Here is a 23,996-nt window from a genome sequence, read left to right as displayed (position 1 = left end):
CGGTTTTACTGGGCTTTCGGTTTGAGCTCGTAAGACACGCTCACCGAGACACGCAGCGTTTCCTGGCCCTGCGCCACTGGCGCGGACGCGGCTATATCTGCCGCCATCTTGCGATACGGCACCGGGCCAGGCGCGGTTTCTTCCGAGATGCTGATCGGCGCGCCGAGTGAGATGTTGGCGGCCTTTGCATAGATTTCAGCCTTGCGCCGTGCATCCGCGATGGCTTCGGAGCGCGCGTCGTCCAGCAGTTTCGACGCCTTCGACACCATGAAGCTGATGCCGCTGATCTCGTTGGCGCCTGAGCCCACCAGCACGTCGATAGTGTCCGCGACCTTGGCGATGTCGCGAATGGTCACGGTGACGCGATTGCTGGCGCGATAACCGGTGATCTGGAATGGCGCGTTGGGATTGCGGCCCGGTGTGCTCTGCGGCGACAGCGACAGGCGCGAGGTTTGAATGTCCTTTTCGGCGATGCCAGCGTTTTTCAGCGCCTGCAGGACGCCGCCCATCGCCTTGTTGTTCGCCTCAGAAGCCTCGCGCGCGGTCTTGGCTTCGGTGGTCACTCCGCTGTCGATCTGCGCCAGATCGGGCGGCACGGTGATCGATGCTTCGCCGGTGACTGAGACCGTCGGCGGCAGGGACTGTCCGAACGCGGACGATGCCATGGTGGCGATGGCGATCGCGGCGATAACGGTGCGGGCACGCATTTATGAAACTCCAGTTTTTTATTTGAGCGGCAAGTTTTACTTGAGCGGGACGTAGACGTTGATGACGAGGTTGTCTTCCGTCGTCGTCAATGGATCGGTGACGTACTCCTCGATGAACGTGTCCTTGGCCTCCAGTTTCTTTTCGTCGAGGTGGTTGGTGATCGCCTCATAGGTATTGTCCATGTTGTCGTACGAACCACGATGGACAAATTTCAGCGTCGGGCCCTCGGGCGACGTGCCGATGCTCATGCCCTTGGCGAGGTTCTTCGGATCCTGTTCGACCGGAATTTCGGCCTGATAGGTGAAGCCCGCATCGTCGGTCGAGGTGTATACGATCAGGGACGATCCCCCGGGCTTGATGCCCTGTTTGTCCAAAAAGCCCGATAGCGTTTTCAGGGACCCGACCAGCGTCTCGAACGCATTGTCCCAGGTCGCGCTGCCTCGCAGGATCACGACTTTCTTCGCGGTCAAAGTCTGCTGCTCGCCGAAAGGATCGGCAGTTTTCACATTCGGCACGGCGGGGGCCGCGGGAGCCTCTGCCGCGGGAGGCGGAGGCGTTGCCGGCGCGGCGGGTGTTTGCGCAGTCGTCGGCGGAGTGTCTGCTGCCGGCGGAGATGCCGGGGGTGCCGTTGAGGCGGGCGGGGCAGGCGCGGCCGGAACTGTTGTCTCAGGCGCTGCCGGTGCAGCCGACGGCGCTGGAGCCGGGGACGCCGGAGGGACCGCCGTGGCCGCGGTGTTGGACGGGGGTGACTGGACCGGACCCGTAACCGACCCCATCGGCAGCTTGAACCAGACTGCTGCCGCGACGACCAGCGCCATGGCGACCAAAACGGTTACGCGGGTATTCGTCATTCATGGTCTCCGAAGCGTCAGCGGGGTAAATGTTGTCCGGCGGCGAAGCGGACACAGGTTACCACGAACCGCTCGGAACTGGCATGCGTTCCAAACTGGGCAATCGCGAGGCAGCACCGATGCTCTGGTCAAGTCGCCTGTCATTCGCCATATAGCGGGGGATCATGAGCACGCTCGCCAACCATAGCTTTGCCAAGATGAACGGCATCGGCAACGAGATCGTCGTTGTCGATCTGCGCGATTCTGCCGCGACCATTACCCCCGATGAGGCGCGGGCCGTCGCGTCACCCGCGGGCGTGCCCTACGACCAGTTGATGGTGCTGCATGCGCCGCGCGTTCAGGGCACCAGCGCTTTCATCCGCATTTACAACAATGACGGCTCGGAAGCCGCGGCCTGCGGCAACGGCATGCGCTGCGTCGCGCGGCAGGTGTTCGAGGAAACCGGCAAGAACGCGCTGACCTTCGAGACCCGCGCGGGCTTGTTGAATTGCTGGCAGGGTCCGTCGCCCGATCTTTATACCGTCGACATGGGTGTGCCGAAGTTCGGCTGGCAGGACATTCCGCTGGCCGAGGAATTCCGCGATACGCGCTACATCGAATTGCAGATCGGGCCGATCGACGCGCCGATCCTGCATTCGCCGTCGGTGGTCAGCATGGGCAATCCACACGCAATCTTCTGGGTCGAGGATATCCATGCCTACGACCTCGAACGGTTCGGACCGCTGCTCGAAAATCACCCGATCTTTCCGGATCGCGCCAACATCACCCTCGCGCACATTGTCGATCGCGATCATATCGTGATGCGGACATGGGAGCGCGGCGCGGGCCTGACCAAGGCCTGCGGCTCCGCGGCTTGTGCAACGGCGGTGGCTGCGGCGCGGCTGAAGCGGACCGGGCGCACCGTTCACATGACGCTGCCCGGCGGCGAACTCACCATCGAATGGCGTGCGCAGGACGATCACGTCCTGATGACCGGCCCCGCCGCATTCGAGTTTGAAGGCCGCTTCGATCCGGCGCTGTTCGCCAACGTTGCTTAAAGATGGCAGTCGATGTCGTCACCTTCGGCTGCCGGCTGAACGCATTCGAGTCGGAGGTGATGCGGCGCGAGGCGGAGAGCGCGGGACTTCAGGACACCGTCGTCGTCAACACCTGTGCGGTGACCAACGAGGCCGTCGCGCAGGCGCGCCAAACCATCCGCAAACTCCGGCGGGAGCGGCCCGACGTGCGCATCGTCGTCACCGGCTGCGCGGCGCAGACCCAGACCGCTATGTTTGCGGAAATGGACGAAGTCGACCGGGTGCTGGGCAACGACGACAAGATGCACGCAGCGGCATGGCGCGATACGCGCATGGCATTCGAGGGTGGCGGCAAGAAAATCGCCGTCTCGGACATCATGGCGGTCACCGAAATGGCCCCGCATCTGGTTGCCGGGTTTCAGGCGGGATTGCCGCGCGTGTTCGTGCAGGTACAGAACGGCTGCGATCATCGCTGCACCTTCTGCATCATCCCCTACGGCCGCGGCAATTCGCGGTCGGTTGCCATGGGCGTGGTGGTCGATCAGGTCCGCGCGTTGACGGAGGCCGGGCACGCCGAGGTCGTGCTGACCGGCGTCGATCTCACGAGCTATGGCGCGGATCTGCCGGGTGCTCCGAAACTCGGGACGCTGACGAAGCAGATCCTGAAGCATGTGCCGGACGTGAAGCGGCTGCGCATCTCGTCGATCGATTCCATCGAGGCGGATCGCGATCTGCTCGACGTTATCGCAACGGACGAGCGGCTGATGCCGCATCTGCATCTGTCATTGCAGGCCGGTGACGATCTCATTCTTAAGCGCATGAAAAGGCGGCACACGCGCGCCGATGCCATTGCGTTCTGCGAGCAGGTGCGGCGATTGCGGCCGGACATCGCTTTCGGCGCGGATATCATCGCGGGCTTTCCGACTGAGACCGATGAGATGTTTGCGCGCTCGCAGGCGCTTGTCGACGAATGCGGGCTTACCTTCCTGCATGTGTTTCCATATTCGCCGCGTCCCGGTACGCCGGCGGCGCGGATGCCGCAGGTCAATGGCCGTGTCATCAAGGATCGCGCCGCGCGTCTGCGGGCGAGCGGGGAGACTGCGCTGCGCCGCAGGCTTGCGTCGGAGGTGGGAGCCACCCGCCATGTGCTGATCGAGAGCGCGACTCAGGGGCGCACCGAGCATTTCGTGCCGGTCGCGATTGCAGACGGCGTGCAGGGTCATGTGCAGGCACTCAGGATCGCCGGTCACGACGGCGAGCGGCTGCTCACATAATGTGCGCGTGCGATCGCGCGCTTGTTGGCTTCAATTTACATCGCAATTGAGGTAATGAAGTAACCACGTCTCAAGGCTGCACTCGCAAAAGCGCGGGATAACTTTCCTGCTGGCCGCCTTCGTGGTCTTTGCAAAATACGGTTTGCCCGAGGAGAAATTCCATGTCGCTCGATTCCGATGTGATCGTTGATCGCCGCCGCATTCGCCGCAAGCTGACGTTCTGGCGTGTGGTGGCTGCGCTGGGCGTGATAGCCGCGGTGGTTGCAGTCGGTGTGCTGGCCTCACCGGCGAGCCGTGCGATTACCGGATCGAGCGCGATCGCGCGCGTGAAGATCGACGGACTGATCCGCAGCGATCAGACCCGCGTCGAGGCGCTCGAGCGGCTGGAAAAATCATCGGCCGCCGCTGTCATTGTGCATATCAATTCGCCGGGCGGCACGACGGCGGGCTCCGAGCAGCTTTTCGATGCGCTGATGCGCCTGAAGGCGAAGAAGCCGATGGTTGTGGTGGTGGAGGGGCTCGCTGCATCGGGCGGATACATCGCTGCACTGGCGTCGGACCAGATCATTGCTCAGCAGACGTCGCTGGTGGGCTCGATCGGCGTGCTGTTTCAGATTCCGAATGTGTCCGATCTTCTCAAGACCGTCGGCGTGAAGGTTGAAGAGGTGAAGTCGTCGCCGCTCAAGGCCGCGCCGAATGGTTATGAGCCGACCAGTCCGGAGGCGCGCGCTGCGCTCGATGCGCTGGTGAAGGATTCCTACGCCTGGTTCCGCGGACTGGTGAAGGATCGGCGCAATATGGATGACGCGACATTGCAGACCGTGGCCGATGGCCGTGTGTTCACGGGCCGTCAGGCGGTCGATCTGAAGCTGGTGGATCAGCTCGGCGATGAGAAAACCGCGGTGGCATGGCTCGTCGCACAAAAGAAGGTCGGAGCGGATGTTCCCGTGAAGGATTTCAAGCTCGCGCCGCGCTTTGGCGACATGACATTCCTGCGGGCAACTGCGGCTGTTGCGCTCGATGCGGTCGGGCTTGGAGCGATTTCGCGCCAGCTTGAGCAATCCGGCGTGACCCAGGCGGTCGACCGCTTCGGTCTCGATGGCATGCTGGCGCTGTGGCAGCCGTCATCATCTAATTGACTGTCATGAATCCGGTTTCAGCCGTTCTTCGCCGCATTGCGGTTGCCGCTGCAACAACGAAACTGGACGTTTGTCACGCGATTTAGCCTTGTCACACTTTGAATTAGCGACTTGACAGTTCAAGGCTTTTTCACGGAAATGTCTATCCGCACGTTACGGGCACAGCATCCTAATGATCAAATCAGAACTCGTTCAGCGCATCGCCGAGCATAACCCGCACCTCTATCAGCGGGATGTCGAGAACATCGTGAACGCAATTCTCGACGAAATCGTTGCAGCGCTCGCACGCGGTGACCGCGTCGAACTGCGCGGTTTTGGGGCTTTTTCGGTCAAGCATCGCCCTGCGCGCGCGGGCCGCAATCCGCGTACCGGCGCGCACGTTCCCGTCGAGCAGAAGAGTGTGCCGTTCTTCAAGACCGGCAAGGAAATGCGTGAGCGGCTGAACCGCGATAACGCAGGGGATCCGGCGGCGGCGACCTGAGCCGGCCGGTCCATACAATCGTTTTAAGGCGGTTGCTTCCGTTTCTTCGAACCGCCGGGATGTTGCGCGTCTGTATTTCCGTTCGCAATTGCGCAACCGACCGGCAGCGGGAATGATGCGGACTTGCGAACGGCCACTCTGGGAGAGCGCACCATGCTCCGCAAGATTTTCAACGCCCTGGTGATCCTGCCGCTTGCGATCCTGTTTGTTGTGTTTGCCGTCGCCAATCGCCACGTCGTCACCTTGTCATTCGACCCCTTCAATTCCAGCGATCCGGCGCTGGGCGTCTCGCTGCCGCTGTTCGTCGTCATCATCGCCGTTGCCATTTTTGGGGTGGTCGCGGGGGGCATCGCGACCTGGTTCGGTCAGTATCGCTGGCGCCGGGCGGCCCGGCAGCATGAGGCAGATGCGCGCCATGCCCGCGCCGAACTGGCTGAAATGCGCGAGCGGCTGCTGGCCTCGTCGCGAAACGGCGAAAGCCAGGTTCCGGTCGGCGCCAGCCCCGGCCTGACCCCCTCTTACCTGGTCATCGGGCGAGACAAGCAGGGCGCGGCGTTGTAGAACCCGCCCGGCTGTTCCAAAGCCTGTTTTCCGGCCGCCGATCTGCGGCCCAACCACGTCATGAGACCATGTCATTCGCGGTAAAGATTTGCGGCCTGTCCACGCGCGAGACCCTTGAGGTCGCGCTGGACGCTGGCGCGGACATGGTGGGCTTCGTGTTCTTCGAGGCGTCGCCCCGTCACATCAGCCTCGGCACCGCACGCGAGCTCGGCCGGCTGGCGAAGGGCCGCGCCGTCAAGGCGGCGCTGACCGTGGATGCGGACGACGCGTCGCTGGAAAACTGCATCGAGGCATTGCAGCCGGGACTGCTGCAGCTTCACGGTTCCGAGAGCATCGCGCGGGTGCGGGACATCAAGCAGAAATTCGGACTGCCCGTGATGAAGGTGCTGCCGGTGGCGACGGCCGCCGATCTCGCGGAGCTTCCGGGCTATGCGGCGGTGGCCGACCGCATCCTGTTCGATGCGCGTGCGCCGAAGGATGCCACCCGCCCTGGCGGCCTGGGCGTGCCGTTCGACTGGCATCTGCTTGAAAACATCAAGCTGGCAATTCCGTTCATGGTCGGCGGCGGGCTCAATGCCGGCAATGTTGCCGAGGCTGTTCGTGTTACCCACGCGAATGGCGTCGATGTATCGTCCGGCGTCGAAAGCGCGCCGGGCATCAAGGACCCCGATATGATCCGTGCTTTCATCCGCGCCGCGCGTGAGGCGGAGCGAACGATGACATCTTCCAGGATTGCGAGCAGCGTATGAGCGTTCAACTTCCCAATTCCTTCCGTTCCGGCCCCGACGACCGCGGGCATTTCGGCATTTTCGGCGGACGCTATGTCGCCGAGACGCTGATGCCGTTGATCCTCGATCTGGAAAAGGCGTATGCGGACGCCAAGGCCGACCCGTTGTTTCAGAAGGAAATGAACGGCTATCTGAAGGACTATGTGGGCCGTCCGTCGCCGCTGTATTTTGCGCAACGCCTGACCGAGCATCTCGGCGGCGCGAAGATCTACTTCAAGCGCGAAGAGCTGAATCACACCGGTTCGCACAAGGTCAACAACGTACTCGGCCAGATCATGGTCGCGCGGCGCATGGGCAAGAAGCGCATCATCGCGGAAACCGGCGCAGGCCAGCACGGCGTCGCCACCGCGACGCTGTGCGCGCGCTTCGGACTTGAATGCATCGTTTATATGGGCGCGGTCGACGTCGAGCGGCAGCAGCCGAACGTGATCCGCATGGAAATGCTGGGCGCCAAGGTGGTGCCGGTGCAGTCCGGTTCGCGCACGCTGAAGGACGCGATGAACGATGCCTTGAGAGACTGGGTGACCAATGTCGCGGACACGTTCTATTGCATCGGCACGGTAGCGGGTCCGCATCCGTATCCGATGATGGTGCGTGACTTCCAGTCGATCATCGGCACCGAGACGCGGGCGCAGATGATGGAGGCCGAAGGCCGTCTGCCGGATTCGCTGGTTGCCTGCATCGGCGGCGGCTCCAATGCGATGGGGCTGTTTCATCCGTTCCTCGACGATCCCGGAATCGAGATTTTCGGCGTCGAGGCCGCGGGTCATGGCCTGACGCAGCTCCATGCGGCGTCGATTGCGGGCGGGCGTCCCGGTGTGCTGCACGGCAATCGCACCTACTTGCTGATGGACGACGACGGCCAGATCCAGGACGCGCATTCGATTTCGGCAGGTCTCGATTATCCCGGCATCGGCCCGGAGCATTCCTGGCTTCATGAGACCGGCCGCGTGACGTACCTGTCGGCGACCGACGATGAAGCGCTGGAGGCATTTCAGTTGCTGTCGCGGCTCGAGGGCATCATCCCGGCGCTGGAGCCGGCGCATGCCATTGCGAAAGTGATGGACCTCGCGCCGAAGCGGCCGAAGGATCATCTTATGGTGGTCAATATGTCGGGTCGCGGGGACAAGGACGTGCCGCAGGTCGGCGATATTCTGAAGGGCAAGAAGAAGTGACCACGCGCATCGACACACGTTTCGCCGAACTGAAGAAGGAAGGCCGCGCGGCCTTCGTCACCTTTGTGATGTGCGGCGACCCGGATCTGGCGACCTCGCTCGAGATCGTCAAGGCACTGCCGAAGGCCGGCGCCGACATCATCGAGATCGGCATGCCGTTCACCGATCCGATGGCCGATGGTCCCGCGATTCAGGCGGCGGGTCTGCGTGCTTTGAAGGCCGGCACCACGCTGAAGAAAACGCTCGGCGTTGTTCGCGATTTCCGTGCGGGCGACACCACCACACCGATCGTGCTGATGGGTTACTACAACCCGATCTATATCTACGGCGTCGACAAGTTTCTTGCGGATGCAAAGTCCGCCGGTGTCGATGGCTTGATCATCGTAGATCTTCCCCCCGAAGAAGATACCGAGCTTTGTATCCCCGCGATGAAGGCCGGGTTGAATTTTATTCGCCTTGCCACGCCGACTACCGACGACAAGCGGCTGCCGGCCGTGCTCGCGAATACCTCGGGCTTCGTTTATTACGTCTCGATCACCGGCATCACTGGCTCGGCGAGCGCGGATACCGCACAGGTCTCGGCCGCTGTGGCGCGCATCAAGCGTCATACCAAGTTGCCGGTGTGTGTCGGCTTTGGCATCCGCACAGCGGACGCCGCGCGCGGCATCGCGCAGGCGGCTAATGGTGCCGTGGTAGGTTCGGCATTGATCGACGCCCTGCGTGCGACGCTGGATTCGGAGGGCCGAGCCACGGCAAAGACAGTTCCGGCGGTCGCCGATCTTGCAGCGGCGCTGGCGCAGGGCGTGCGCGGCGCAAAACAGGCGGCGGAATAGCGCGCTTGCCAAGAGCTATATTTGGGCAAAGCCGGGTTGCTGGTTATGGCCCGGACGTCCATATATCCATTTCACCGAGACGGAGCCCGTCATGAATTGGTTGACCAATGTTGTCCGGCCGAAGATTCGCAGCATTCTCAAGCGCGAGACGCCGGAGAATCTCTGGATCAAGTGTCCGGATTCCGGACAGCTCGTGTTCTACAAGGATGTCGAGCAGAACCAGTTCGTGATTCCCGGCTCGAACTATCACATGCGTATGGGTGCGACCGCGCGGCTGAAGTCGATCTTCGACAACGAGACATGGTACGATGTTGCGCTTCCTGAAGTGACGCCCGATCCGCTGAAGTTTCGCGACGAGCGGAAATATGCCGACCGCATCAAGGATGCCCGCGCCAAAACCGGCATGAACGATGCGGTGAAGGTCGGCTACGGCAAGCTTGAAGGCAACGCCGTCGTGGTCGCCGTGCAGGATTTCGACTTCATGGGCGGTTCGCTCGGCATGGCGGCGGGCGAAGCCGTCGTGAAGGGCCTCGAACTCGCGGTCGAGAAGAAGTCGCCCTTCATCATCTTTGCCGCTTCCGGCGGCGCGCGGATGCAGGAAGGCATTCTCTCGCTGATGCAGATGCCGCGGACCACAGTCGCGATCCAGATGCTGCGTGAAATCGGCCAGCCTTATATCGTGGTGCTGACCAATCCGACCACCGGCGGCGTCACCGCATCCTATGCGATGCTGGGTGACGTGCAGATTGCCGAGCCGGGCGCGCTGATCGGCTTTGCCGGCGCCCGCGTTATCGAGCAGACCATCCGCGAAAAGCTCCCCGAAGGCTTCCAGCGCGCCGAGTATCTGAAAGAACACGGCATGGTGGATATGGTGGTGCATCGCCATGATCTGCGCGCGACGCTGGCGCGGCTCTGCCGCCTGCTGACCAAGGCACCGGCTGCCGAAGGGTTTGAAGCGCGCACCGCGCCGCTGCCTGTCGATCTGCCTGCGTCTGCGTCGCCCGCGTGACATCACCTGCGGCCAAGGAACCATCGCGCTCCTACGACGACATTCTTGCGCGTCTGGTGTCGCTGCATCCCAAACGCATCGATCTTACGCTCGACCGGATGTGGCGCATCCTCGATCGCCTGGATCATCCCGAGCGGCGTATTCCGCCTGTCATTCATGTCGCCGGCACCAACGGCAAGGGATCGACGGTGGCGTTCCTGCGCGCCATCCTTGAAGCGGCGGGCCTGCGCGTTCACGTCTACACTTCTCCGCATCTGGTGCGTTTCAACGAGCGCTTTCGCCTCGGCAAGGTGGGCGGCGGGGTCCTCGTGACCGACGATCAGTTGCGCGATGCGCTGGATCACTGCGAGCGTGTCAATGGCGGCGAGCCGATCACCATTTTCGAGATCGAAACCGCCGCGGCATTCCATCTGTTCGCAGAACACCCCGCTGACGTTGTGCTGCTGGAGGTCGGTCTCGGCGGACGGCTTGACGCCACCAATGTGATCGATGCGCCGCTGGCCAGCGTCATCACTCCGATCGGCATGGACCATATCGAGTTTCTCGGCGATACGCTGATCAGGATCGCCACCGAGAAGGCGGGCGTCATCAAGAAAAACGTTCCGGTGGTCTGCGCGGAGCAGACGGCGGAAGCAACCGCCGTGATCGAGCAGGCCGCGAAGCGCGCCCGTGCGCCGTTGCATGCGGCGACCCAGGACTGGCATGTCAACGTCGAGCACGGACGGCTGGTGTATTCCGACGAGCGCGGTCTGCTGGACTTGTCGGCCCCACGGCTGTTCGGTCGGCATCAGTTCGACAATGCCGGTCTTGCGATTGCAACGCTGCGCGCCATCGAGTCCCTGAAGCTCGAACCTTCGGCCTTTGAGCAAGGTATCGCTCGCGCCGAGTGGCCGGCGCGGATGCAGCGGCTGACCTCGGGGAGGCTGGTCGATGCCGGGCCGAAAGACGCCGAGGTGTGGCTCGACGGCGGTCACAATCCCGATGGCGGGCGCGTGGCGGCTGCCGCGCTCGGCGATCTCGAGGAGCGGGTGTCGCGTCCGTTGGTGGTGATCGCGGGCATGATGGGCAACAAGGACGCCGGAGGCTTTCTCGCCAACTTCGCCGGGCAGACCCGTCATATCATCGCGGTCAGAATTCCCGATCAGGACAATGCCATGCCGCCCGATGTGCTGGCCGACAGCGCGCGGCAACTCGGCATGCGGGTCGAGACGGCGTCAAGCGTCGAGGCGGCGCTGCGCGCCATCGCCAAACTCGCCTATGACGTGCCGCCGCGCATCCTCATTACCGGCTCGCTGTATCTGGCGGGACATGTGCTGGCGGAAAACGGAACGCTGCCGCAATAGGCCCAAACAAAAACGGCCAGCTTTCGCCGGCCGTTTCAATATGAACTCAGAAGCGCGATCAAACCGCAGCGGTGATCCACTGCTGCAGCTTGGCCTTTGGCGCGGCGCCGACCTGACGCGAAGCCATCTCGCCGCCCTTGAAGATCATCAGGGTCGGGATCGACATCACGCCGTACTTCGAAGCGGTCTTCGGGCTCTCGTCGACATTGAGCTTCACGATCTTGACCTTGTCGCCCATGGCGCCGGCGATCTCGTCGAGTGCGGGCGCGATCATGCGGCACGGGCCGCACCATTCCGCCCAGAAATCGACGACCACGGGGCCGTCCGCCTTGAGAACTTCCGCATCGAAATCGGTGTCCGAAACCTTACCCACACTCATGTGATCTGCCTCGTTGGATGAAAGGCGCGGGATATTAGAATCGCGCGCTGAAAACGTAGGATCAACCTATGAATGCACCCTTGCGCGGTCAAGGCTGGTCACCGGGACGTGTTCCATCGGCTGCGAAGCGGGGGGGCCTCGGGAATCGGTCCCGATTCAAGGGGTTAGCTCCTGACCACGACGAAGGTTGGACGGCAGGTGACGCTCAGGAAACAAGCGATTGCAGCTCTGCGTCCAGCGCGGAGGCCGGAATCTCCATCACTGCGGCCGTCTCTGTCCACAGCAATGCACAGCGCACCGGCCGGCCGGGATAGAGCCGCTGCAAGACGTCGCGATAAAGCGCGAGCTGCCGGACATAGGCCTGCGGTGCCTCGGCGGCGGCCTGCGGCGGAGCGTGGTTAGTCTTGTAGTCGACGATCAGCACTTCATCCGGCGTCACCACCAGACGGTCGATCTGCCCCGACACCAGCGCGGGCGGTCGTCCGCGCCTCGCCACGCGGCCCGCGATCGAGACTTCCGCCCGGCTGCCCTCGGCAAACAGCGGCGCGAATGCGGGAGTTGCGATCAGCGCCGTGACCTGCCGCGCCAGCGCGGTGCGCTCGTCGTCCGTGAACCATTGCTGCGCATTGCGCTGGAGAAAATCGCGCGCCGCACCTTCGCGTCGCTCAGTGGCGACGTCCGGCAACGATTGCAGCAGCCGGTGGATCAGCGTTCCGCGCTTCAGCGCTCGCTCGCGCGCAAGGCGGGTTTCGTCGGTTACGGTTGCGTGTGCTTCGGTATCGTTCTCTGCGGCATCGGATGGACGCAGCAGGATATCCGCAGGCGTTTCCTTCGGTGCATCGGTTCTCAGCCAGCCAGGGAAGTGTTCCAGCGCAAGCATTTCCTGGATTGGCGCTGCGGTGTCCGCAGGCGGCTGCACATCTTGTGGCCGCGAATAGCGCTTCACCGGTCCGAAGCCCGTTTCGATGGTTTCGCATTGCAGGCCAAGGTCAGGATGGGTCAGGCCTTTCTGAATCAGGTCGTACCAGGACAGTTGCCGCACCGCCCGCATGTTACCCGGCAGCACACCGCCGACGATCAGGCGATCCGCCGCTCGCGTCATGGCGACATACAGGAGCCGCCGGTATTCATCCTCGGTATCGTCCTTCATGGCGGCGCGCGCGGCCGCGACCGCGGGAAGATCGTTCGCCTTCTTGCCGGCCCAGAGCACGACCGCGGGCGCGTTCGGCGCGGCGTTGCCCTGCGGCATGCGAATGAGGTTCATGCGCTGGGTGTCCGCGGGCGAGGTGGTGGTATCGACAAGGAACACCACGGGGGCTTCCAGCCCTTTCGCGCCGTGAACTGTCATCACACGGATTTCGTCGCGCGCGATTTCCATGTCGCGTTTGACCTCGGTATCGGCGGCGCGCAGCCATGCCATGAAGCCCTGCAACGAGGCGGGCGCTTTGCGCTCATAGGTCAGCGCGAGTTCGAGGAATTCGTCGAGCGCGTCGTCGGCTTCGGGCCCCATTCGCGCGAGAATGCGCGCGCGGCCGCGATCGCCGCCCAGCAGCCACGCATAGAAGGTGAACGGTGTCTCATGAGCGAAGCGCTGCTCGCAATCTTCCAGCCGCCTCATTGCAGCCGAGAGCTTCTCGCTCGTCTTGGCATGCTCGGTCAGGGCATCGCGCAATGTGCCTTTGCGATGAGGTGCGACGATCTGAAGGTCATCATCATCGAGACCAAACAACGGGCTCTTCAGTGCGGTCGCCAGCGCGAGGTCGTCGCGCGGAAGCAGCAGGGCATCCGCCAGATTCATCAGGTCGATGACCGCGATATGCTCGGTGAATTTCAGCCTGTCGGCGCCGGCGACCGGGAGGCCCGCATGCTTGAGCGCCTGAATGATGGCGTCAAAGGCTCTGCCACGCCGCCGCACCAGCACCAGCATGTCGCCATAACGCAGCGGCCGGCGTTTGCCGCGCGGACCGGTCATGGTCCGGGCTGCGATCAGCGATTTGATTTCGGCCTGAATGCGCCGCGCCAGCCGCACCTCGGGACTTGTCTCGGAGATGTGGTCGAACGCGGCGCTCCAGCCTTCGATATCGTCGCGCGTGTCGGGATATTCGATCTCCCACAGGTCAACCAGCGCGGGCGCGGCATCGCTGAGAGCGTCGTGAATGGGATGCGCGTTCTCGATCGCGTGAATACTCTTGTAGATTGCCGGGTCGCGAAACACGAAATCGACGGACTGGAGGATCGTCCAGCCCGACCGGAACGAATGCTTGAACGAGACCGGCTCGAAGGCGAGCCTGGCGCCCTTGAACCGCTTCTCGATATCGCGCTTGCGGCTGTCGAATTCGCGCGGCGCTGCGCCCTGGAACGAGAAGATTGACTGCTTCTCGTCGCCGACCGCGAAGATCGTGCGCTTGATGCCGTCGCGCGCGCCTGCGCCGGACGTAAATTCGGATGTGAGACGCTCGATGATGTCCCACTGCCGGGGGCTGGTGTCCTGCGCCTCGTCGATCAACACATGGTCGATGCCGCGGTCGAGTTTGAAATGCACCCAGCCGGACGAGACGTTGGTCAGCATCTCGTAGGTCTTGTCGATCAGGTCGTTGTAGTCGAGCAGGCCGCGCTCGCGCTTTTCCCGCCGGTAGTTTGCAGCGACTGCGCTGGCGATGACAAGAAGCGCATAGGCGCGGTCACGCTGCATGACCGCGCGGCGCTTTTCATCCAGAGCGACAATTCTTGTCTGCTCCGTATCCAGCCGTGCGGCGAAGACTGATTGCAGCTTGGCGAGCGCTTTGGTCATCAGCGTCTTGCGTGGGCCGATCACACCCTTTGTCTCGGTGAGAAAAACATCGAGATAGGCTTCGACCTGCGCGCGATCGGTCAGGCCGTGGGCGATCCGGAAGCGCTCGGCCTGGGAAATATCGGCAGGACTGCCGCCATCGAACGCCGCGGCTATCGCAGGCCAGTCGCGCCGCGGCAGATTCGGTCCATCGACGATCTCGCGCTCGATGTCCTCAATCCGCTCATTGGCGCTGACCCCGAGCACGGCCGTGATCTGGGCCATTGCCGCGTCAAGGCTGCCAGTGCTGTCGGACCACGCCATGAAGTGGTCGCGGCTGAGACAAGCCTCGCGCACCACGTCCTTGAACGTGACATCGGCGGCTGCCGACATCGCAATGTTGAGGGCGCGTCCAATCTCGCTGCCCGGTGCGCGGGCGGCTTCAAGCAGCACCGCAAGATTGGCGCGCTCCATCATGTCGTTCTGGTCGCGGTCGTCGAGCACCGAAAAGCGCGCCGGCACATTGGCCTCGAACGGAAATTGCTGAAGCAGCCGGGTGCAGAGCGCGTGAATGGTCTGAACCTTCAGACCGCCGGGGGTCTCCAGCGCGCTGGCAAACAGCTTTCGCGCGCGCAGGCGGGTGCCGGCATTGAGAGGCGCGCCCACGGCGCGGATTGCTTCATCAAGCTGCCGGTCCGGCAGCGTCACCCAGCGGCCCAGCGTTTCGAACACACGCTGCGCCATGTTGGCTGCAGCCGCCTTGGTGAAGGTGATGCAGAGAATTTTCTCCGGCGGCACGCCGTTGAGCAGCAGACGGATGACGCGATTGACCAGCACATGTGTCTTGCCCGATCCGGCATTGGCCGCAACAAAGGCTGACGCTTCCGGATTGGAGGCACGCGCCTGCGCATCGCGCACGGCGTCGGGAATGTCGGGGCGAGGCGAACTCATTCGATGTCCTCTTGTCCATCGCCGATGGCCGACCATTCCTTGATGCGCGCCAGGTCGTCGTAATTGCCGTAGCGGTTTTCCCACATCGGCAGCACGACCGAGCGATAGGGCGTATCCTTGTTCTCGAACGTGCGGATCAAACCTTCGAGCTTTTGCAGCGCTTGATCGGCTGCGTCATCGGGCGGCTGCGGCGGATCGCTCTTGTTGATCTTCAATTCCAGAACAGTCGCCTTGCCAGGCGGATTGTTGCCGCTGAGCCGGACATAGACCAACTCGCTGACCGAGGAGCCCGCAGGAATGGTTTCAAATCCGCCCTTGCGCAGGATTGCGCCTTCCAGCGTCAATTGAGGCGACAGGCCGAGGCGCACTTGCTTGGCGCTGGGCGGCTGGCCGGTCTTGTAGTCGAGGATGGCGTAGGTGTGATCGGTGCGATGCTCGATGCGGTCGGCGCGGGCCGAGAGAACGAACGTGCGTCCGTTGCCAAGCTGAAGGGGAATCTCGCCGCGGATTTCAGCATCGACGCGGGAAACACCAAGCCGCCGCCGCGCTTCCCAGCCGGAAAACCAGTCGGCAATGCGCAGAAATCGCGGCCACCACAGCGCGCGCGCTTCCGGGCGCTCCATCAGGGGGGCGAAGTGCTTGTGGCCGATCTTCCGCAGGGCGTCGGCAATGTCATCTGGCAATTCGGTTGCGAACCGACCCGTGAATTCGCCCAGCGCTTCGTGGATTGCAGAGCCACGATCAGCCGCAGTCAGCGGCATGTCCACCGGGTCGAGAGGCGTCAGTCTGAGAATCCGCTTTGCGTAGATGGTGTAGGGATCGCGCAGCCAGTCCTCGATTTCGGTGACCGACATCCTGAGCGGACGCAGCGCGACATCCGGCTTTGGCTCCGGCCGCGGCGCTGGCATGACATGCTGGGGCCGGTCCAGCTCATTGGCGTAGCGGACATAGGTTGCGCCCTTTTCCGTGGCGTCCTTCCACGAATTCGCTCCGGCCACAGCTTCGAGCCGGTGCAGGAAGCGCGACGCCACCGCAGGCGCGCCGCCGACCTTTGCGGCCCGGGACAGGATGACGTCGCGGGTCCCGAGCAATTGCGCGAAGTCATGCGCCGACAGTCCGATGCGCCGCTCCGGCAGATCGAGACCGAGTTGATGCCGCATCGGACGGCTCAGCCATGGATCGATGCGCGGTGCTGGCGGCCACACGCCTTCGACAAGTCCGCCGAGAATGACACGGTCGCATTCGGTGAGGCGGGCTTCGAGCGGACCATAGATGCGAAGACGCGATGCCGCCAGTTGCGGCCGCCGCACGATGCGGTCTCCGAAAGCGGTCTGGAACACGTCGGGATAATCGCTGAGGTCCAGCACGAGTCCGCTTGGCGAAGGCTGCTCGCTGTTCGTTGGCGCGCTCACCTGAAACAGATCGTCAAACGCTTTCGACAGCGCGATGCCGTCGGGGCCGTCGAACGCAACTGGGTTGCCTGTGCTGTCGACAGACAGGCGTTTGATGACGTCGTAGTGGCGAACGGCGTAGTCCATGAGATCGTGCGGCTTGCCGCGCCGGATGTCTTCGAGCGGCGACAGCGCGGTAGACAATTGTTCAATCAGTCTTCCGACCGCATCGAGATCGGCGCAGGACAGTGTTCGCCTTGGATCTGAATGATGCAGTTCGGCGATGTTGTTACGGAAGGTTGCAAAATCCTGCTTCAGTCCGGCGCTTCCCGGAGCAGGCCGCGTCCCGCGTAGCAGTGCCAGCTCCAGGTCACCGATCGTCTTTGCAAAGGCACCCTGCGCATGACCGAGCCGGAACAGCGGATGTTTCAGCAGCGCCAGCAATGCCGGAGGCCCCAGCTCCTCCGCGGCGGTTTGCGCGGCGAGCCGTGCGAAAATGCCGGCCGGCGTGTCCATCAGGGAATCGCCGCCGGAGTCGTCGTATTCGAGCTTCCAGCGGTCGAGCGACGCCATCACGCGGCGCGCCAGCGCGCGGTCCGGCGTCACCAACGCGGCGGTGAGATTTTGTTCCCGCGCCTCGCGCATTGCCACTGCTATCGCCAGCGCTTCCATCTCGGGATTGGCGGCTTCGATCAGCGTCACGCCTTCCATGCCGGATGAGATTTGCTGCGCAATAGCTTTGTCGCCGAGCCGTGCGTGCCATTGCTCGCTCGATGTCGCAGGACGCATCGCCTCGGATGCGAGCACCTCGCGGCCATGGGGAGCAGGTGCTGCGAGCGGCTCGACGTTGCGCCGCTTGATGCCGAACCGGGCAAGCAGGCCGTGCAGCGCGACCTGGGGATGACTCCAGGCTGCGGGTGTCGCGATGAGATCGCCGGCAGCGACGGTGCCGCCGATCGAGTCCCACGCAGCGTCATCGAGATCGGTGTCGAGGCCGGGCAATACCACCGCACCTTGCGGGAGCTGGGCAATAGCGTGCAGGAATTTAGCCGTCGCCGGCATCGAGCCTGTCGAGCCCGCGGCGATCACCGGCCCCTTTTGCTTTGCCCTGAGGCGTTTTGCTTCCGCTGCGATCAGCATGTCGCGGCGTGCGGCAGGCTCGATCCGGTCGATGGTTTTCAGATAATCCGGCCAGGTTTCCTTTGCGATCTTGAGAAACTTCAGCGTGTGCTGCCAGTAGATATCGAGGTCATCCGGCACAATGCCGTCGAGCGCATCCCAGCCGACGCCGCGTGTCACCATGTCGTCCATCAGCCGTGCCAGATCGCCGGCCAGCGCGAGTGTCGAAGCAGGACTGCCGACGACGAGTGACGACGGCTGAACCTTGGCCCATGCTGCCACCAGCTTCGCCAGGGTCAGTCTGCGTTCGAGATCGTCCAGTTTCGGCGGAAGCAAGGATGCTTCCGGGCCGCCAAGTTGCCCATCGTCGGAAAACTCCAGTTCGTCCTCGTCGACGCTGCCGAGCGCGACGATGCGCGGCAGCACCACGGCATCGGTTTGCAGCACATCGAGGAATACTTCGCGCGCCATGCGGCCTGCGCGGCGGGTCGGCAGATACAGCGTGACGTCGGCCAGTCGCTCGGGATTTGTGCGCGCGTCAAATCCCTCGACGAGCCGGCCGTCGACAAGCGCTGCGATGACCGTGTGGAGAAACGGCGCAGAGGAGGGAACATTGAAAACGCGCATGAACTATCCGATTCGCGATCGGCGGCATCATGGCACGCGGAGGGGGAACGAGGGGAGTCTTGACCCCGGCTTCAGGCGACGCTGGCGAGCAGTGCTTCTTCGGCCGCCTGCACCGCATCGGGGGTCCCGACATGCATCCACAGGCCGTCAAGCCGCAGTCCGAACAGCCGTTCCTGCTCGTTGGCGTCGTCAAATATCCTGGTCAGAGAGAATTCGCCGGCGGGCGCATTCCTGAAGATCGCGGGCGACATGATCGCAGCGCCGGCATAGACGAACGGCACCACCTGGTGCTCCTTGCGCTTGCGCAGCGCGCCGTCGGTCAGCATGGCGTAATCGCCGCAGCCAGAGTAGCCGATGCTGTGCGAGGTCGGCGCCATCAGCAGCAGGATGTCCATCCGCGCCGGATCGAACGCCTCGGCGAGACGCGCCAGGTTTGACTGCACGCCATCGATCCACATCGTGTCCGAGTTCAGATGGTAGAATGGCGCGTCGCCCAGCAAGGGCAGCGCCTTCACAACGCCGCCGCCGGTGCCGAGCACCACGTCGCGCTCGTCGGAGATGATGACGCGCGGAGCCGTGCGGCCTTTGACATGCTGAACGATCTGATCGGGGAGATAGTGGACGTTGACCACGGCGGTGGTCACGCTGACTTCTGCAAGCCGGTCGAGCACATGATCGAGCAGCGGTTTTCCGGCGACCGATACCAGCGGTTTCGGCATGTTGTCCGTCAGCGGCCGCATCCGAACGCCGAGACCGGCGGCGAGAACCATGGCAGAGACGGGTTTGGCAGGCATCGGCGCGTTTATCTCAACTGGTTCGCGGCAGCCCCTTTCAGGACCGGTTGCGAGGTCGGGTGGATGCCGAGCATAGCATCCGAATCGGCGCCGCGCGCTGGCTGCTCAGGCTGTAGTCGCACTTTGTGACATCGGTGCGACTCACGGGGTGGCGGCAGTTCTGGCCCCCCGGGGCGCAATCAGACTTCCACAATCTGCGAGCCGGCCGAGCGGCGTGCAGGCTTTTTCTTGGCATCCGGCTTCAGGAAGCCCGCGCCAATCTGCTCACCATTGACCCAGGCCAGTTCGCAGCGGCGGTATGCCAGGCCGGTCGAGGACAGCAGCAAAAAGAATTCCTTGAGGTTCAGGCCTTCGACTGAGCCTTCGACGGTCAGCTTGGCACCGGTCTCGGAAATATCCTCGACCAGACAGTTGCGCCGCCACGTTCCGTCAATGCCCATCAGGTGAGCTGCAAAACCGCGCTCGAAAACCACGCGGTCGCCCACGCGTCGTTCCGTTGCCATTAATTGTTACTCCGCTCGCTGCTTTCGATGTCGTGCGTTGCATCGCCGGGGCTGAGCGTCGCACAGTCGTCGGAACCCAAATTACGAGAGGGCTGGCTAACAACCGGTAAAGGCAATGGCCTCAAGTGGCGGCTTTGCCTAGGTCGCCGGGGGCGGGACATGGGCCATGCACCATTCCCGATAGGTCTCAAGCGAGGGATGGGCGAGGGCCCGGTTGAGATACGTCCAGATTCGCGGCTGATGTCGCAGATACTGCGGCTTGCCGTCGCGGCGGTTCAGCCGCGCGAAGGTCCCCAGCAGCCGTGTGTTCCGCTGCGCCGACATGATGGCATATTGCTGCACAAAGGCGGCTGGATCGAAGGTCGTGTCCGCGGCCCGCCGCTCACCGGCATAGCGGGTCAGCATCGCGATCTCGATTTTCTCCGGGATGTCGATCCGCGCGTCCTGCAACAGCGACACGAGATCGTAGGCCGCCGGACCCATCACCGTATCCTGAAAGTCGAGGATACCGACGCGGCCGATATCCTTGCGGTGTTCAAGCCAGATCAGATTGGGCGAATGAAAATCGCGCAACATCCATGTTCGCGGCGCGTCGGCGAGCTTCGCCAGCAGGTCACGCCAGATCAGCAGGAAATCGGCCTGCACGTTGCTCGACAGCGTCACGCCCTTGTCGGGCAGATACCATTCCAGCATCAGGCCGACTTCGATCATCATCGCATCGTCATCGAATGGCGGGATGACATAATCAAGGTGCGGCGCGAGAGGCAGCACCTCCGGCAACGGTTCCCGATGAAACGCCGCCAGCATATCGACGGCGGTCTGGTAGCGGTCGGCGATCGGTTTCGGCGGCTCGCCCTCAATGAAGGTGACTTGGCCGAAATCCTCGGTGATGAGAAAGCCTTCATCCAGATCGGCATGATGAATCGCGGGCGCCGAATAGCCGCGCTCGCGCAGTCCATTGGCGATGGCGACGAACGGCTTGACGTCTTCGGCGAGATGGACCGCTTCGCTGTAGGATTTTCCGTCATACAGCGACGGACCATCGGGACGGCGCGGCGAATTCATCAGAATGGCCGACTGGTCTTTCTTGATCAGCCGTGCATAGGAGCGCGTTGAGGCATCGCCCGGCATACGCTGCCGCCTGGCGTCGAGACTGCCTGAGAGTTCCAGAAAACGCCGCAGCGCCGCCAGACGTTCGACCTTCGCAGCCTGTTTGCCGAATCCCGTGATCTCGGCTGCGCGCGCGCTGGTGCCGAGTGATGGCCGGTGGCTGAACGCGATATCGATCCGGTCAGGCGGCAGCATGTCTGGTGCGCGCTCTGGCCATTCGATCAAGGCCACAGTGCCGTCCGGCAGGGGCGACAATCCGATCTCTTCCAGCTCGTCGGGATCGTTGACGCGATAGAGGTCGGCATGCAGCAGCGGAAATGACGGGAGGTCGTAGGTCTGCGCCAGCGTGAAGGTGGGACTCGGGACCTCAAGCTCGTCGTCCTGTGCGAGATAACGGATCAGCGCGCGGGCGGCCGCGGTCTTTCCGGCGCCGAGGTCGCCGGACAATGTGATGACATCGCCCGCGCTCATCAGCAATGCGAGGTCCGCCATCAAATGGCCGGTTGCGGCTTCATTCGCCAGCGCGACATGGAATGTCGAGAAATCGGTCATTCGGCAGCATTGCGATAGGTCTGATCGACGGGAAATTCGCAGGTCACTGTCGTGCCCTTGCCGACGACCGAGTCGACGTGGACCTTGCCGCCATGCAGTTCGACGAACGAGCGAACCAGCGACAGGCCGAGGCCCGCGCCGCGATGGCGCGAGCCATTGGCATGGCTTTCGAACCAGTCGAACACCTTGTCCCTGACTTCTTCCGGAATGCCGGGACCGGAGTCGGAGACCGAGAAAACCACGCTTGAATCGCTACGACTGGCGCGCAGGGTCACAGTGCTGTTCTGCGGCGAGAAACCGACGGCGTTGGCCAGCAGGTTATACAGCACCTGGACGATGCGGCGCTCGTCGGCAACGAAGTCGCCGATCGCAGGATCAATCTCGACATCAAGACGGATCTGTTCACGGGCGAGCCGGTCCTGAATGCCTGCGGTGGCATCCGAGACGGTCTTCTGCACATCCACCGGCCCGAGATTAAGCGTCATCGCGCCGGCGTCGATGGTGGCGAGATCGAGAATGTTGTTGATGATGGCGAGCAGGGCGTTGGTCGAGGTCGTGATGTAGCTGAGGTATTCGCTCTGTTTCAGCGTCATCGGTCCGGTCGACGGATCGCTGAGGAAGTGCGCGAAGCCGATGATGGTCGTGAGCGGTGAACGCAGTTCGTAAGAGACGTGATGGACGAAATCGACCTTCATCTGGTCGGCGGCTTCCAGCGCTTCGTTGCGCTCACGCAGGGCGCGCTCGACATTCACCGTGTCGGTGACGTCCTGGAAGGTCAGCATGGTCGCGCCGTCGGGCAGCGGCATCGTGGTGCAGTCGATCACGCTGCCGTCCTTTCGCTCGAGCTTGAGCGGGACGGAAATGCGGTCGTCGATGCCGGTGATGGCTGCGCGCAGGATCTGCCAGGTCGCGTTGTCGTCGAACAGCGGCCGGCACAGTTTTTCGATGGTTTCGATATGCGGTTGCTGTGCAAGTGCTTCGGGGGACAGCTTCCACATCCGCGCGAACGGCGGATTGAACAGTTGCGCGCGGCCGTTGCTGCCGAACACCGCGACGGCCTCCGACAGGTTGTCCAGCGTTTCACGCTGGACGCGGATCAGGCCGTCGTTCTGCCGCGCCAGCTTAAGGCTTTCAGTGACGTCGTCGAACAGATAGGTGACGCCGCCCTCCGGATTCGGCGTGGTGACGACGCTGAGGGCGCGTCCGTCCGGCAGATACCAGGTGTCTTTCGCCGGCTCGATGGCGCGGTAGGCTTCGAACAGCTTGTTTTTCCAGGCGCGGAAGTCCGGTTGCTCGGGAATCTTGCGCGCGACGCGCAGCCGGTCGATGACGCTTGAATCATCGGGATTGTCGTCGAGGAACGCGCGATCGAAGTCCCAGAGCCGGCGATAGGAATCGTTATAGAACGTCAATCGCCGTGCGCCGTCGAACACCGCCACGCCGGACGAGAGCTGATCGAGCATGCGCCGGTGGGCTTCCGCCATCCGCTCCAGGGAAGCGCGCAGGCTCGCGGCTTCTGTCGCATCGACTGCGATTCCGGCGCTGCCGCCGCTCACATTCAGTGCGTGAATATCGAGGATGCGGCGCTGGCCGCCGGTCACCACCGGAACGCGCGCCTCGAAGACATTCCTCTCCGCCAGCGCGCGTGCCATGGTGGCGCGGTCGTCATGATCGAGCAGCTCGAGATTACGCTCGATGGCGTCGGTGACCGAACTCGCATCGGTCGCCTGCGCATAGGCGGCGTTGGCGAAATGGAGGGTGCCGTTGCTGCGGCGGGCCCAGACCGGCAGGGGAACCGACGCAGCGAATGCGCGAAGCGCGCCGGTCTCTTCCAGCAATTGATTGTGCCGGATGTTGATCTCGGCGAGTTCCATCCGCACGCCGGACAGTTCACGAATACGGACGATAGCCTGCCCGCCGATCGCCCGTCCCATCGCTTCGATGGTGCGCCCTGTTGCGGTCGTGAGGTTGAGCTGAAAGCCCTCACCTGCCTCACGCAACTTGTCGACGGCGTGAACCATCGCGAGCGCCTGCTCGGGGAGCAGCCAGCTTCCGAATGCAAGAATTCGCTGCGGATTGAAATGGTCCGTACCGTGCGGCATCAGCAGCGCCACGTCCCCGCTGATGTCAGGACGATCCCCGCCCGCAGCCCAGGAGATTAGAACCTGCGGCTCGGCGAACAGCAGCGCGCGGAAACGATCGGCTTCGAGCTGGAGTGCCTGGTTGTCCGACAGCAGACGGGATTCGATCCGCGCGGCGCGAAGGCGGGTGCGCATCAAGAGGATCGCCGAGACCACCGAGAATCCGAGGACTGCTGCCGCGACGCTGAGCGCCGCAATTTCCTGCCGGTCGAGGTTCGCAAACAGCGACAGTGCGTTGTCGATGAAACCGTCGCGCGCAAACGCAGGCGCAGCCCCGAACAGGGCCGTCGCGCCAAGACACGCGCCAAGGCCAATTGCACCTCCGCGCACAATCGAAGTGCACGACAGCAAGGTCCGCCGCATCCCCTCGATCACGCCTGACATGATCTATCCCAACCGCCCGCATACGAATCGAACGACAATATCCTCAACAGGAGTCGCCGGGTAAGAGTCCAGACCGTGAACGTGAATCGCGCTGCAA

19 protein-coding genes are annotated in these 23,996 nt (G+C 63.2%); 10 read left to right on the top strand and 9 right to left on the bottom strand.

From position 1 onward, the window contains the following. Positions 1-5: 5 nt before the first annotated feature. On the bottom strand, positions 6-707 hold the full coding sequence (locus ACP7AL_RS04890; RefSeq protein WP_425989456.1) for an SIMPL domain-containing protein: 702 nt from the start codon (positions 705-707) through the stop codon (positions 6-8). 36 nt (positions 708-743) lie between these two features. Further along, positions 744-1,559 carry a GyrI-like domain-containing protein gene (locus tag ACP7AL_RS04885; protein ID WP_425989455.1) on the bottom strand — a complete coding sequence of 272 codons (816 nt, stop codon included), beginning with the start codon at positions 1,557-1,559 and terminating at the stop codon, positions 744-746. Positions 1,560-1,723: 164 nt separating this feature from the next. Between ACP7AL_RS04885 and dapF the strand changes: the two genes are divergently transcribed. The 10 genes from dapF (at position 1,724) to ACP7AL_RS04835 (ending at position 11,178) form a co-directional block, all read left to right on the top strand. Beyond that, on the top strand, positions 1,724-2,596 hold the full coding sequence (dapF, locus tag ACP7AL_RS04880; RefSeq protein ID WP_425989453.1) for a diaminopimelate epimerase: 873 nt from the start codon (positions 1,724-1,726) through the stop codon (positions 2,594-2,596). A 2-nt stretch (positions 2,597-2,598) separates the two neighbouring features. Continuing rightward, positions 2,599-3,849 carry a tRNA (N(6)-L-threonylcarbamoyladenosine(37)-C(2))-methylthiotransferase MtaB gene (mtaB, locus tag ACP7AL_RS04875; protein ID WP_425989451.1) on the top strand — a complete coding sequence of 417 codons (1,251 nt, stop codon included), beginning with the start codon at positions 2,599-2,601 and terminating at the stop codon, positions 3,847-3,849. Positions 3,850-4,010: 161 nt separating this feature from the next. Continuing rightward, positions 4,011-4,988 carry a signal peptide peptidase SppA gene (sppA, locus tag ACP7AL_RS04870; protein WP_006023493.1) on the top strand — a complete coding sequence of 326 codons (978 nt, stop codon included), beginning with the start codon at positions 4,011-4,013 and terminating at the stop codon, positions 4,986-4,988. A gap of 172 nt (positions 4,989-5,160) precedes the next feature. Continuing rightward, positions 5,161-5,469: an integration host factor subunit beta gene (locus tag ACP7AL_RS04865; protein WP_006023494.1), complete on the top strand. Its 309-nt coding sequence runs from the start codon at positions 5,161-5,163 to the stop codon at positions 5,467-5,469. Positions 5,470-5,622: 153 nt separating this feature from the next. Next, entirely contained in the window at positions 5,623-6,030 is a 408-nt protein-coding gene (locus ACP7AL_RS04860) for a LapA family protein (RefSeq protein ID WP_425989448.1), read from the top strand. 68 nt (positions 6,031-6,098) lie between these two features. Further along, on the top strand, positions 6,099-6,779 hold the full coding sequence (locus ACP7AL_RS04855; protein WP_425989446.1) for a phosphoribosylanthranilate isomerase: 681 nt from the start codon (positions 6,099-6,101) through the stop codon (positions 6,777-6,779). Next, entirely contained in the window at positions 6,776-7,993 is a 1,218-nt protein-coding gene (gene trpB / locus ACP7AL_RS04850; protein WP_024921171.1) for a tryptophan synthase subunit beta, read from the top strand. The genes ACP7AL_RS04855 and trpB overlap by 4 nt, the downstream gene beginning before the upstream one ends. Then, a complete protein-coding gene (gene trpA, locus ACP7AL_RS04845) occupies positions 7,990-8,826 on the top strand; it encodes a tryptophan synthase subunit alpha (protein ID WP_425989443.1) in 837 nt (278 codons plus the stop codon). Before trpB ends, trpA begins: the two co-directional genes overlap by 4 nt. 91 nt (positions 8,827-8,917) lie before the next feature. Then, positions 8,918-9,835 carry an acetyl-CoA carboxylase, carboxyltransferase subunit beta gene (gene accD / locus ACP7AL_RS04840; protein WP_425989441.1) on the top strand — a complete coding sequence of 306 codons (918 nt, stop codon included), beginning with the start codon at positions 8,918-8,920 and terminating at the stop codon, positions 9,833-9,835. Beyond that, positions 9,832-11,178, top strand: coding sequence for a bifunctional folylpolyglutamate synthase/dihydrofolate synthase (locus tag ACP7AL_RS04835; protein ID WP_425989439.1), 1,347 nt, complete (start codon positions 9,832-9,834; stop codon positions 11,176-11,178). Before accD ends, ACP7AL_RS04835 begins: the two co-directional genes overlap by 4 nt. Positions 11,179-11,236: 58 nt before the next feature. Here ACP7AL_RS04835 and trxA read toward each other — a convergent pair whose 3' ends face one another. The 7 genes from trxA to ACP7AL_RS04800 all read right to left on the bottom strand — a co-directional run bounded on the left by trxA (position 11,237) and on the right by ACP7AL_RS04800 (position 23,899). Beyond that, positions 11,237-11,557, bottom strand: a complete 321-nt coding sequence (gene trxA, locus ACP7AL_RS04830) for a thioredoxin (RefSeq protein WP_006023502.1) — start codon at positions 11,555-11,557, stop codon at positions 11,237-11,239. Positions 11,558-11,762: 205 nt separating this feature from the next. Beyond that, the gene (gene addA / locus ACP7AL_RS04825) at positions 11,763-15,278 is read right to left on the bottom strand and encodes a double-strand break repair helicase AddA (RefSeq protein ID WP_425989436.1); all 3,516 of its coding nucleotides are present in this window, start codon (positions 15,276-15,278) and stop codon (positions 11,763-11,765) included. After that, positions 15,275-18,415, bottom strand: a complete 3,141-nt coding sequence (gene addB, locus ACP7AL_RS04820) for a double-strand break repair protein AddB (RefSeq protein WP_425989434.1) — start codon at positions 18,413-18,415, stop codon at positions 15,275-15,277. The genes addA and addB overlap by 4 nt, the downstream gene beginning before the upstream one ends. Positions 18,416-18,486: 71 nt before the next feature. Continuing rightward, the gene (locus ACP7AL_RS04815; RefSeq protein ID WP_425989432.1) at positions 18,487-19,209 is read right to left on the bottom strand and encodes a nucleotidyltransferase family protein; all 723 of its coding nucleotides are present in this window, start codon (positions 19,207-19,209) and stop codon (positions 18,487-18,489) included. Between the two features lie 179 nt (positions 19,210-19,388). Then, entirely contained in the window at positions 19,389-19,712 is a 324-nt protein-coding gene (locus ACP7AL_RS04810; protein WP_006023506.1) for a hypothetical protein, read from the bottom strand. Positions 19,713-19,850: 138 nt separating this feature from the next. Beyond that, a complete protein-coding gene (tsaE, locus tag ACP7AL_RS04805) occupies positions 19,851-21,374 on the bottom strand; it encodes a tRNA (adenosine(37)-N6)-threonylcarbamoyltransferase complex ATPase subunit type 1 TsaE (protein WP_425989430.1) in 1,524 nt (507 codons plus the stop codon). Next, positions 21,371-23,899, bottom strand: coding sequence for an ATP-binding protein (locus ACP7AL_RS04800; RefSeq protein WP_425989428.1), 2,529 nt, complete (start codon positions 23,897-23,899; stop codon positions 21,371-21,373). The genes tsaE and ACP7AL_RS04800 overlap by 4 nt, the downstream gene beginning before the upstream one ends. Positions 23,900-23,996 lie beyond the last annotated feature (97 nt).

The sequence above is a fragment of the Afipia sp. DC4300-2b1 genome (genome assembly GCF_049895725.1).
Lineage (GTDB): Bacteria > Pseudomonadota > Alphaproteobacteria > Rhizobiales > Xanthobacteraceae > Afipia > Afipia broomeae.
This window is presented reverse-complemented; position numbering and strand designations above follow the sequence as displayed.